Below are 10,392 nucleotides of genomic sequence, written 5' to 3'. Positions count from 1 at the left end.
GTCGCCCTTGACGACTCTTCCGCACCTTTGGCGGGTGTTGGTCAAGGGCGAATCCGGCCCTCCGCATGCCCCACGATGCTCAATGGGATGATCTGTGTGGAGTTTTCATAGAACTTTTGACGCTACCCTTTTCCACATGCGCATAAAAAAAGAGCCCCTCCGGCTCTTTTTTCTTTCCCCACTTTCAGTGATGTTCCATCAACCTCTTGCAACAGCATCTTTTTTGGCTGCTAAGGTCCCTCACCACACGCCCCTCACCGCCTCCGCGCCACAAAAAACCACCGTTCCGCCGTCTCGGTCGGAGGCGCATCGGTGAAATCGGCGGTCACTTCAAGCACCTCAAAGCCGGCGGAATCGAGCCATCGCTCATAGACAGCGCGCTCGAACGTGCGCTGTTCGTGCCATTCGTCATAGCGCTCGTAAAGATCGCCGCGGCGGGCGAAAAACGTCAGTTCGTGCCCGACGCTGTGCGGCCAGTCAAGCGGATGGCACGTCCAAATGTAGCTGAGATCGTCGCCTTGATCGGCGAAGACGGCATTGCGGAACAAGACGTCCATTTTGTAAACCGAGTGGACGTCAAACAGCAGCAGCCCTTCAGGACCGAGCGCGCGGGAGACGGCGGCGAACGTCCGCTTCACATCCTCTTCATCCGTTAAATAGTTGAGAGCATCGCAAAACAGGAAGGCGCCATCGAGATCAGAAAACCCGTCGAGCTCCGCCATGTTTTGCTCGAAAAACGGCACGTTGACACCGGCTGCCTCCGCTTTCGCCTGGGCGACGGCGAGCATATGTTCGGATAGATCCACGCCGGATACTTGCCATCCGGCCTTGGCGAGGCGGATGGCAAGTTCGCCCGTCCCGCAGCCGATGTCGACAACCCGCCGTCCCGGCCGTTTGGCGTATCGGGCGAAAACCCGCTCGACAAATGATTGCCACGCATCATACGGCGCCTCGGCCATGAGCGCATCGTACCAATCGGCGAAACGAGCATAGGTCATGGCTGCAGCACAGCCGCGACGTCTTCCATCGGGGCGTCCCCCCAAAGCCGTTCGAGATTGTAATAGTCGCGCTCGTCTTTCGCAAATACGTGGGCGACGATGTCGCCGAGGTCCACAAGCACCCATTTCGCCTCCTGGAATCCTTCAACCCGCTTCACCGCTAAGCCGCGCTCTTCCGCTTGGTCTTGAATTTCGCGGGCGATGGCCTGCACTTGTTTGTCCGAATTGCCATGGCAAATGACAAAATAATCGGCAACGGGCGAAATGCCTTTCATATTGAGCACGACAATGTTTTCCGCCTTTTTATCATCCGCCGCGCGGACGATAAGCTGCAACGCCTCTTGTTCCGTCACTGTTTTGCTTCCCCCTTCACTTCACTCACGAGTGAATTGTACGCATGAATCGTATCTGGATAAATGAGCTGGCGCTTCTCAAGCAAAAACGCAATCGTATTTTTCACCGCCTGCAACAGCGCGCGATCGAGATCTTCCTCGGCGAGGCGCCTTACTTCCTCAACGCCGGGAAACTTCCTCCCCGGTTCGATATAGTCAGCCAAATAAATAATTTTTTCAAGCAGCGTCATCCTAGCTCTTCCCGATGTATGGTAGCGAATGGCATCCAGCACGTCTGGATCGTCAATGCCGACTTCCGTCTGCACCAAATAGGCGCCGACGGGCGCATGCCACAATTCACTGTTGTACGCAAGCAAGTCGTTGGGCATATTGTGCGCCAAAATGATTTGTTTCATTTCTTCAACCGGGCGGAATTTCGCATAGTCATGGAAAATGGCGGCCAATTCCGCTTTTTTGACGTCGGCGCCATACTGGTTGGCTAGCTTAACGGCCGTTTCGACAACGCCAAGCGTATGCTCGTAGCGCTGCTCCGTCAACTGTTGTTTCACAATCAGCAACGCCTGTTCTCGCTCCATATAATCCCTTCTCCTCAATATAAAGTCTCACACCTTCCGGCACGAGGTAGCGGATCGTCTGCCCGTTTTGCACCCGCTGGCGGATAAGCGACGAAGAGACGGCAAACTGCGGCACCTCCACCTCGACGACCGGGTATGGCGTTTCCATGGAATAACCGGGGCGCTTCACCCCGACAAACGTCACAAGCTTAATCAGCTCGTCAATGCGGTGCCAGTTCGGCAAATATTCGACCATATCCGCCCCGATAATGAAATAAAACTCATCATCCGGATGCATGGCGACGAGCTGCCGGACCGTATCGTACGTATAGGAAGGCCCCTCCCGTTCAAGCTCGATCGTCTCAACATGAAAGCATGGATGACCGGCCACCGCCAACTCGAGCATGCGGAGCCGATCCTCGCTTTTCGTCACTTGTTCGTGCTGCTTATGGGGAGGAATGCGGTTGGGCAGAAACCAAATTTGTGACAACCGAAGGGCGTCAAGCACTTCATTCGCCATAATCAAATGGCCGTAATGGGGCGGATCGAACGTTCCGCCGAGAATCCCGATTTTTCCCATCTTCCTTCCCCCCGCCGTTTCATCTTGGCCGCGCCGCTTGTCAGTCAGGCAAAACGATTTGTTTGTGTTCTTTCGACTCTTTGTATAAGACGATCGTATTGCCGATCACTTGCACAAGTTCGGCCCCCGTCCCGGCTGCCAGCTGCTCAGCGACGGTGTAGCGGTCTTCTTCGCAGTTTTGCAACACGCTCACTTTCAACAGTTCGCGCGCCTCCAGCGCTGCGGCAATTTGTTTCGTCATCTCTTCGGTGACGCCGCCTTTGCCGACTTGGAAAATCGGCTTGATATGATGAGCTTGCGCCCGCAAAAACCGTTTTTGTTTTCCCGTCAGCATATGTTACCTCCTTAACGCTTCGATGACAAGCTGTTTCATCCGGTTGACATCCGGCCATTGGCCGGTCCATTTTTCAAACGCTAGCGCTCCCTGGTACACGAGCATGCCGACGCCGTTTTGCACACGAGCGCCGCGTGCTTTCGCTTCCTTCAGCCACTTCGTTTCAAGCGGGTTGTAAATGATATCCGATACGATCGTCCCCGGCTGCAGCCGTTCAAGGGAAAGCGGCTGCGCCTCGACACGCGGATGCATGCCGACAGAAGTGGTATTGATCATAATATCGTATTCGTCAAGCCGCGCTTCCGCCTCGGCGAGTGAAAAATACGCCGAGCGGCCATCCCCCCCTTCGCGCACGAGCTGCTCCGCCTTTTCCACCGTCCGGTTGGTCATATCGATGCGCTTGGCTGCCGTCGACAGCAATGAAAAGTAAATGCCGCGTGCGCCGCCGCCGGCGCCGATCAGCAAAATCCGCTTGCCGTCGAGACTGACGTCCATTTCCTCCTCGAGCGCCTTGACGTAGCCAGGTCCGTCCGTATTATAGCCGACGAGCCGGCCGTTGTCATTGACGATTGTATTTACCGCCCCGATGCGGCGCGCATGGTCGTCGATGTCATCCAAAAATGGAATAACCGCCATCTTATGCGGAATGGTGACGTTCACCCCGGCAATGCCGAGCGCCCGCACGCCGGCGATGGCCTCACTGACTTGCTTCGGGTGAACAGAAAATAGGTGATAGCGCGCCGGGATTCCGAGGCGGACAAACGCGTCGTTATGCATAAGCGGCGACAGCGAATGTTCAACGGGAAACCCGAGCAGCCCATATACGTTCTCCATATTCTCCCCTCCCATCACGTTAAATCAACGATTGACGAATAAATACATCCACCCCTTTTGGAGCGTGGACTACAAGTTGGGCTCCCGGGTCGTTGCACGTCACCCAACCAAGTCCGGAAAAGACGATATCCGTCTTCTGCTCCTTCACAGACAGCGACCGCGGCACAAGCGGCGGAAATTCAGCGGCATAGCGTTTGTTTGGCGGCGACAGCAAATCGCCAAGCTGATTGGCATAAAGGGATTCAGCTTTTTCCAACTTTGTCCGATGAACCGTCAACTCATTGGCCATGTAGCAGACGAACGAGCGGCGCCCGCCTTTGATGTAATCGAGGCGGGCCAAGCCGCCGAAAAAGAGCGTCTGCCCTTCGTTGAGCTGATAAACGCGCGGATGGATTTCCCGCTTCGGCGTAATGATCTTCAAGTCGCGCGCATCAACAAAGTGCGCCATTTGGTGATGATTGATGATCCCCGGCGTATCATAGAGCTTCGCCCCGCCCTCGAGCGGGATTTCGATCAGATCGAGCGTCGTTCCTGGGAAATACGAAGTGGTAATGATATTCCCCTTGCCTGTCGCCTCTTGGATGATCCGGTTAATGAACGTCGACTTGCCGACATTCGTGCAGCCGACGACATACACATCGCCGCCGTCGCGGCAACGGTCGATCGCTTCCATCACCTTTGCCATGCCGATTCCTTTTGCCGCGCTCACCAGACAGACGTCTACCGGACGCAGCCCGAGCTCTTCCGCCATGCGGCGCATCCATTGCAACAGCTTTGGATATTTTACCGATCTCGGCAGCAAATCAACTTTGTTGCCGACAAGCAAAATCGGGTTGTCAGCCGCAAACCGTGGCAATCCTGGAATAAAGCTCCCGTTAAAGTCAAAAATATCGACGATGTTGACGACAAGCGCCTTCGATTCCCCGATGCGGTGCAACATGCTCAAAAAATCGTCGTCGTCAAGCGGCACATCTTGCACCTCGTTGTAATGTTTTAGGCGGAAGCAGCGCTGGCAAATCACCTCTTCCGCGTCTTTTTCGAGCACGCTTTTTGGCGCATACCCCGCCTTTTTCGGGTCTTCAAACTGGATGGCCGCCCCGCAGCCGATGCAACGCAGTTGTGGCTCCACGATCATTCCTCCCAATAAATCATCCCTTTTTTCCGCATAGCGTTTAAAATTTTCCGCTCCATTTTCCGGTTAACGCGCGTCCATAACCCGTCCGTCTGGGCGACCGGGACGACTAAAATCGTATTCAATCCAAGGCGGTTGCCGCCAAGCACATCAGTCAGCAGCTGATCGCCGATGACAACGACTTCCTCTTTGCTCAGCCCCATCATGGCCAGTGCCTGCAAAAATGCGCGCGTCAGCGGTTTGCGCGCCTCGAAAATGAACGGAATGCCAAGCGGTTCGGCAAACGACTGCACGCGTCGTTTATTATTATTCGATACGATCACAACCTTAATGCCCGCCCGCTTGACCGCCTCAAACCAGGCGGCCAGCTCCGGCGTGGCGCTGGGCCGGTCCCATTCAACGAGCGTATTGTCCAGATCGGTGATAATTCCTTTTACCCCTTTTTTCTTCAGCTCGTCCGGCTGAATGTCAATGACGCGCTTCACAAATTGGCTTGGCAAAAAATAATGAAGCATATCGCTCACCTGCCTTTGTCTTTGCTTTTCCCATGATAGCGAATTTGGCCGTTCATTTCAAAACAAAGTTTGGCAGCCGCCCGGCTGCAGACATGCAGAACAGAAAGTTTTCGACAAATTCCGCGCCCTCCCGGTTTGTGGATAACTGTTATCCACAACATTCACAAAGTGATGGTCATGCCTACACTATTTTATAAACAAGTTTTCCACACATTATCCACCATCCCCTGTGGATAACAGAACGGTTGTTCTATTTTGCAAATCGTGGTACATTGAAAGTAACCTACCATTATATGTATAAACCCATCATTTCATTCCATTCAAAAGGAGGGCTTCGCCGATGAAACATTTATCGGATGAACTGTTGATCGAGTCGTACTTCAAGGCGAAAGAACTCAACTTAAGCCCGGAATTCATCGAATTGATCGAACAGGAAATCCAGCGCCGCTCATTGACCCATAAAATCAAGCTGTCGTCGTGAAACGGAGGCCTTCGGGCTTTTTTGTTTGCCGCCTTCATCCCGGCGCCTAGCGCCAATAGCCGAGCCGTTCGCCGACTTTGATCGGCATGGGCGCAGCAATGCGCGGGTCAGGGGCGAAACTTCCGCGTTCAAACAGCAAGACGACCGTTGAACCGAACGAAAAATACGCCATCTCCTCCCCTTTCACGAGCTGCTCTCCCGTATGGGTCAACTCGATGCTGTTGACGAACATGGCGCCGATTTTGACGATCGCCATCCGCTTGCCGCCTGCCTTTACCTCCGTGATAAGGCGATAATTTTTTTCAAGCGGCCGCTTTCCGTATTTCAAGCCGAGACGGTTGACCGGATACGATTTGCGTCCGAGCGTCCACTGCCTCTCGATCATCCCAGATATTGGGCTGTGGATGCGGTGATAATGGCTCGGGCTTAAATACAGAATAAAAAAGAACCCGTTCACATACGGCTGCGCCGCCTCGGCGCTGCCGAGCATTTCAGCAATCGAATACGGTTTTCCCTTGACGATGATTTCACTGTTTTCCCGGATGATGCCCATTTCTTCAATCACTGCATCAACCGGGCTGACGACGGTGCACTCGTCGTCATCAACGGGCCTCGCGCCGGCTTTGAGCCGGCGGACGAACAGTTGCTGCAGCGTTTTATAATTTTTTAAGCTTTTTTCCATTTCTTCTTGATTAATATGGTAAATCTTCGCATACGATGGTATCAACCAGGCGCTAAAGCGCGACTTGGCGAACGAAGCGAGCAGCTTCGAAGAAAGCGAGTGGTTGGTCAGCTCAATCAACAAACGGTACAGCCATTTTCGCAAGCACGTTCCCTCCAATTTATGAAACGTCCAGTCGTTACTACCTTCCATATTACCGCCAAAATGAGTATAATGGTAGTAGAATTTTCTTTTGGCGTTTTCTGTTGGAAAAGGAGTGGGGAAACTTGTTCTTATCGGACTATTTAGATTATACGTTAAAAAAACTGAAAGCAAACGTGGCAAACATTTTGACGATGACAAACCTGTCGCTTGGCGGCTTTTCCGTCCTGGCTACGCTGAAAGGGCAGCTTCATATGAGCGTGCTGCTTGTTTTTTTGGCGGCATTTGTCGACCGCTTTGACGGCGCTGTGGCACGCAAGATGAACATTGAATCCGAACTTGGCAAGCAGCTCGATTCGATGAGCGACATCGTCTCCTTCGGCGTCGCGCCCGCCTTGTTAATGTACGAAGCGCTGTTTTACGAATTCGGCGCGCCGGGGGCAGTGTTCACCATCTTGTATATCGCCTGCGGCGCCTTCCGCCTCGCTCGCTTCAACATCACAGAAAACAACGGCTACTTTGCGGGGCTGCCGATCACGGCTGCCGGAGTGTTGATGACGTTGGGCTATTTGGCCATTCCGTACTTTCCGCCGCAATCGTTTATGTTTTTGGCGCTCATTTTATCGTTTTTAATGGTCGGCACGTTTAAACTGAAAAAAATATGATGATCATCGGAGCTGCCCTTTCCGTCATCCTAATGGAGCGGGCGGCTTTTTGCGTCTCATGTCACACCTTTTTCCCTTTTCAACCTCCTATATTCAGTATATGATAAATATGGTTTCTTCATAAAAACGCCCAATGGCGTAGATCGTTCGTATGGAAAAAGCGGGGGGATTCATTTGGACAAAACATCGGTCATCGGCATCATCCTTGGTGTCATTGCCGTCGGGCTGGGCATGTACTTTAAGGGCGTTTCGCCTGCTGTATTGATCAATCCGGCCGCCATCCTCATCATTCTCGTCGGGACGGCGGCAGCGGTCGTCATCGCCTTTCCGACGCACGAAATTAAAAAAGTGCCAAAGCTTTTCAAAGTCATTTTCACGGAATCAACGACGCCGACGGTCGAACAACTGATTCCGCTGTTCGTCGATTGGGCGAATATCGCCCGCCGCGAAGGGCTGCTGGCGCTCGAAGCGAAGCTGGATGACATCGAGGATCCGTTTTTGCGCAACGGGCTCAGCATGGCGATCGACGGGCAGACGCAAGAGTTCATCCGCGATGTGATGACGGAAGAAATTGCCGCCATGGAAGAGCGGCACGAGGCGAACGCCGCCATTTTTACACAGGCCGGCACGTATGCGCCGACGCTTGGGGTGTTGGGCGCTGTCATCGGCTTAATCGCTGCGCTCGGGAACATGGAAAATATCGCTGAGCTCGGCAAAGCGATCAGCGCTGCGTTCGTTGCGACCATGCTTGGGATTTTTACCGGCTATGTGCTTTGGCATCCGTTTGCCAACAAACTGCGGCGGAAATCAAAAGAAGAAGCAAAAGTGCGCTACATCATGATCGAAGGGGTGCTCTCCATTTTGGAAGGACAAGCCCCGCGCATGATCGAACAAAAACTTGCGTCCTATTTGCCGGAAAGCGAACGCCATCAGGCGCTGGCGCAAGCGCAAGGGGAAACGGTCAATGGCTAAGAAAAAAAAGCACTCACACGATGACCACATAAACGAATCTTGGCTGATTCCGTACGCCGATTTGCTTACGCTGCTTCTCGCCTTGTTTATCGTTCTGTTTGCCAGCAGCCAGATCGACCAAAAAAAGTTTCAAGAAATCGCCCGCGCCTTCAGCACCGCCTTTGCCGGTGGGACAGGGGTGTTTGATTTTCAAAGCCCCATTGAACCGATCACACCGCCTGCGGAAGACGAAAAAGGGCGGCAGCAAAATCAGCAGCAACAGTCTCAGACTCCTTCTTCGTCTATAAACGAAGGAGAAAAAGAAGAGCTGAAACAAATCCAAGTGAAAATTGACAGCTATATTCATCAAAAACACTTGACAGGGAAATTGCAGACATCGTTGACGGATGAAGGGCTTGCCATCACCATTTTGGATGACATTTTATTCGACTCCGGCAGCGCTGAAGTACGCATGAAAGACCGGCGTCTTGCGGCGGAGATCTCCGCTTTGCTCGTCATGAACCCGCCGCGCAATATCATGATCAGCGGCCATACGGACAACGTGCCGATTCATAATGAGAAATTTGCTTCCAATTGGGAGCTGAGCGTCATGCGCGCCGTCAATTTCATGAAAGTTCTGCTTGAGAACAAGCAACTCGACCCTCGCTACTTCAGCGCCAAAGGATATGGCGAATACAAGCCGATCGCCACGAACACGACCGCCGCCGGCCGGATGAAAAACCGGCGCGTCGAGATTTTAATTTTGCCCCGCATCGACGGAAGCCGTTCACCGGCGCCTGCACAGTAAAAGACCGCCTTGCTGTCCGGCGGTCTTTTGCTTTTCTCCGGGCTCTCCACCCGTTTCATGCCCTGTTCCGTTTCAATATTCCAATTCATAAAAAAGGAAAAGGCCGACGGCGGGCAACCTGTTCACAGCTTGATCGTCCACTTAATTACCCCGGCCTTGGCAAGCGCCTCGATCAAAATGACAACGACCGGCCCGACAAACAGCCCGATAAAGCCAAGCAGCTGGAAGCCGAGGTAGACACTGACGAGCGCCGCAAGCGGGGAAATGCCCAAATTGGTGGAAAACACTTTCGGCTCGATGATCCGCCGCACGACAGTGATGACGATAAACAGCACAATCAGCCCGACGCCAAGCGTATTGTCGCCGTTCGCCATGCTGATGATGCCCCACGGAACAAGCACTGAGCCGGTCCCCAAAATCGGCAAAATGTCGACGATGACGATGACGAGCGCCATCAAGGCAGCGTAATCAATGCCGAGCACGAGCAACCCGGCCAGCGCGAGAAAAAACGTCACCAGGCTGAGCAAAAATTGCGCTTTAATAAAGCCGATCCCCGCCTTGCTCAGCTGGGCGATGACCATCCCGAGCCGCTGGCGGGTGCGCTCTGACAAATAGCGGCTGATCGACTGTTTCATTCGCGGCAAGTCGAGCGAAATGAGAAACAATGCGACCAAATAGACTAAAAAGTGAATGAAAAACGCCGGGATGGCGGTGATATAATGAACGAGCGACTGCGTCAAATTCGTCGCAAACGACAGCAGCATCTGTTGCACCGTGCGCACGCCGCGCTCGAGCGAATCAATGATTTCCTGGGGGATCGAACTTGAATACGACCGCCACGTTTCGATGAGGCGGTTGAACACTTTTGTCGCCTCGCTCAGCACGTACGGAAGGTTTTGCGAGAGCGCCATCACTTGCTGAACCAAAATGACAACTAAAAAATAAAGCGAAAACCCAAGGATTACCAAAAATAGTGAAAAAATCGCCGTTACGGCGTGCGCGCGCTTCAGCCGATACTGGTCTTGCAGGCGGCGGATAGGCGGCTCCAACAAGAGGGCGGTGGCAAGCGCCAGCAGGAGCGGCACGCTGTACGGCAGCAGCCATAAACAGATCGCCGACAAAAGCGCAATGATGATCCAACGTTTCACATGCGTCCCTCATTTAATCAAGATTTGTCAAAATGATGTTCCACTGTGAACTACCCCCACTTAATTTTCTAGCGAAAATTTGAAGTGGGGGCTTCCAAAGAAGTTTGACTGCTTCAAGCAATCCTTATTCTTTGAGGCGTGTCCACTTCGCCGCTAGAGCATAAGACACTCAGGTCTACAGCTTTACTTTTCTTTAAGATGTTTAATGCGCCATTG

At 53.1% G+C, this 10,392-nt stretch carries 14 protein-coding genes; 4 read left to right on the top strand and 10 right to left on the bottom strand.

Annotated elements, in window-relative coordinates; genetic code table 11:
* Positions 1–254: 254 nt before the first annotated feature.
* From ETC02_RS15540 to ETC02_RS15505, 8 genes are read right to left on the bottom strand one after another with little or no spacing between them, the layout of a single operon-like run.
* Positions 255–998 carry a class I SAM-dependent DNA methyltransferase gene (locus ETC02_RS15540; RefSeq protein WP_100659092.1) on the bottom strand — a complete coding sequence of 248 codons (744 nt, stop codon included), beginning with the start codon at positions 996–998 and terminating at the stop codon, positions 255–257.
* Positions 995–1,351: a ribosome silencing factor gene (rsfS, locus tag ETC02_RS15535; protein WP_033011969.1), complete on the bottom strand. Its 357-nt coding sequence runs from the start codon at positions 1,349–1,351 to the stop codon at positions 995–997. The genes ETC02_RS15540 and rsfS overlap by 4 nt, the downstream gene beginning before the upstream one ends.
* Positions 1,348–1,926 (bottom strand): bis(5'-nucleosyl)-tetraphosphatase (symmetrical) YqeK, encoded by a 579-nt coding sequence (gene yqeK / locus ETC02_RS15530; RefSeq protein ID WP_033011967.1) that lies wholly within the window; start codon positions 1,924–1,926, stop codon positions 1,348–1,350. Before yqeK ends, rsfS begins: the two co-directional genes overlap by 4 nt.
* Positions 1,835–2,485 carry a nicotinate-nucleotide adenylyltransferase gene (locus tag ETC02_RS15525; RefSeq protein ID WP_050367575.1) on the bottom strand — a complete coding sequence of 217 codons (651 nt, stop codon included), beginning with the start codon at positions 2,483–2,485 and terminating at the stop codon, positions 1,835–1,837. The genes yqeK and ETC02_RS15525 overlap by 92 nt, the downstream gene beginning before the upstream one ends.
* Positions 2,486–2,525: 40 nt before the next feature.
* On the bottom strand, positions 2,526–2,819 hold the full coding sequence (yhbY, locus tag ETC02_RS15520) for a ribosome assembly RNA-binding protein YhbY (RefSeq protein ID WP_033014727.1): 294 nt from the start codon (positions 2,817–2,819) through the stop codon (positions 2,526–2,528).
* Between the two features lie 3 nt (positions 2,820–2,822).
* Positions 2,823–3,653, bottom strand: coding sequence for a shikimate dehydrogenase (gene aroE / locus ETC02_RS15515; RefSeq protein ID WP_171698396.1), 831 nt, complete (start codon positions 3,651–3,653; stop codon positions 2,823–2,825).
* A gap of 19 nt (positions 3,654–3,672) precedes the next feature.
* Positions 3,673–4,782, bottom strand: a complete 1,110-nt coding sequence (gene yqeH, locus ETC02_RS15510) for a ribosome biogenesis GTPase YqeH (protein WP_050368700.1) — start codon at positions 4,780–4,782, stop codon at positions 3,673–3,675.
* 2 nt (positions 4,783–4,784) lie between these two features.
* Complete coding sequence (locus tag ETC02_RS15505; RefSeq protein ID WP_033011962.1) at positions 4,785–5,300, bottom strand: YqeG family HAD IIIA-type phosphatase; 516 nt, start codon at positions 5,298–5,300, stop codon at positions 4,785–4,787.
* A 340-nt stretch (positions 5,301–5,640) separates the two neighbouring features.
* Here ETC02_RS15505 and sda point away from each other — a divergent pair, with 340 nt between their 5' ends.
* Positions 5,641–5,781 (top strand): sporulation histidine kinase inhibitor Sda, encoded by a 141-nt coding sequence (sda, locus tag ETC02_RS15500; RefSeq protein ID WP_033011961.1) that lies wholly within the window; start codon positions 5,641–5,643, stop codon positions 5,779–5,781.
* 46 nt (positions 5,782–5,827) lie between these two features.
* Here the strand turns inward: sda and ETC02_RS15495 are convergent, their stop codons facing one another.
* Positions 5,828–6,607 carry a phosphatidylserine decarboxylase gene (locus ETC02_RS15495; protein WP_050367576.1) on the bottom strand — a complete coding sequence of 260 codons (780 nt, stop codon included), beginning with the start codon at positions 6,605–6,607 and terminating at the stop codon, positions 5,828–5,830.
* A gap of 122 nt (positions 6,608–6,729) precedes the next feature.
* Here ETC02_RS15495 and pssA point away from each other — a divergent pair, with 122 nt between their 5' ends.
* From pssA to motB, 3 genes are all read left to right on the top strand, one after another.
* Positions 6,730–7,269, top strand: a complete 540-nt coding sequence (pssA, locus tag ETC02_RS15490) for a CDP-diacylglycerol--serine O-phosphatidyltransferase (RefSeq protein ID WP_050367577.1) — start codon at positions 6,730–6,732, stop codon at positions 7,267–7,269.
* Between the two features lie 174 nt (positions 7,270–7,443).
* Complete coding sequence (motA, locus tag ETC02_RS15485) at positions 7,444–8,241, top strand: flagellar motor stator protein MotA (RefSeq protein ID WP_033011958.1); 798 nt, start codon at positions 7,444–7,446, stop codon at positions 8,239–8,241.
* Positions 8,234–9,028: a flagellar motor protein MotB gene (gene motB / locus ETC02_RS15480; RefSeq protein WP_050367578.1), complete on the top strand. Its 795-nt coding sequence runs from the start codon at positions 8,234–8,236 to the stop codon at positions 9,026–9,028. The genes motA and motB overlap by 8 nt, the downstream gene beginning before the upstream one ends.
* A gap of 122 nt (positions 9,029–9,150) precedes the next feature.
* On the opposite strand, the gene ytvI is transcribed toward motB, so the two are convergent.
* The gene (gene ytvI / locus ETC02_RS15475; protein ID WP_050367579.1) at positions 9,151–10,176 is read right to left on the bottom strand and encodes a sporulation integral membrane protein YtvI; all 1,026 of its coding nucleotides are present in this window, start codon (positions 10,174–10,176) and stop codon (positions 9,151–9,153) included.
* Between the last annotated feature and the right edge of the window lie 216 nt (positions 10,177–10,392).

The sequence above is a fragment of the Geobacillus sp. DSP4a genome (genome assembly GCF_013096875.1).
GTDB lineage: Bacteria > Bacillota > Bacilli > Bacillales > Anoxybacillaceae > Geobacillus > Geobacillus thermophilus.
This window is presented reverse-complemented; position numbering and strand designations above follow the sequence as displayed.

What these genes read in the sequence shown, in the direction of transcription:
- ETC02_RS15540 (WP_100659092.1), bottom strand. Translation starts at nt 998, where the DNA reads ATGACCTATGCTCGTTTCGCCGATTGGTACGATGCGCTCATGGCCGAG.
- ETC02_RS15505 (WP_033011962.1), bottom strand. Translation starts at nt 5,300, where the DNA reads ATGCTTCATTATTTTTTGCCAAGCCAATTTGTGAAGCGCGTCATTGAC.
- yhbY (WP_033014727.1), bottom strand. Translation starts at nt 2,819, where the DNA reads ATGCTGACGGGAAAACAAAAACGGTTTTTGCGGGCGCAAGCTCATCAT.
- aroE (WP_171698396.1), bottom strand. Translation starts at nt 3,653, where the DNA reads ATGGAGAACGTATATGGGCTGCTCGGGTTTCCCGTTGAACATTCGCTG.
- motB (WP_050367578.1), top strand. Translation starts at nt 8,234, where the DNA reads ATGGCTAAGAAAAAAAAGCACTCACACGATGACCACATAAACGAATCT.
- yqeK (WP_033011967.1), bottom strand. Translation starts at nt 1,926, where the DNA reads ATGGAGCGAGAACAGGCGTTGCTGATTGTGAAACAACAGTTGACGGAG.
- sda (WP_033011961.1), top strand. Translation starts at nt 5,641, where the DNA reads ATGAAACATTTATCGGATGAACTGTTGATCGAGTCGTACTTCAAGGCG.
- ETC02_RS15525 (WP_050367575.1), bottom strand. Translation starts at nt 2,485, where the DNA reads ATGGGAAAAATCGGGATTCTCGGCGGAACGTTCGATCCGCCCCATTAC.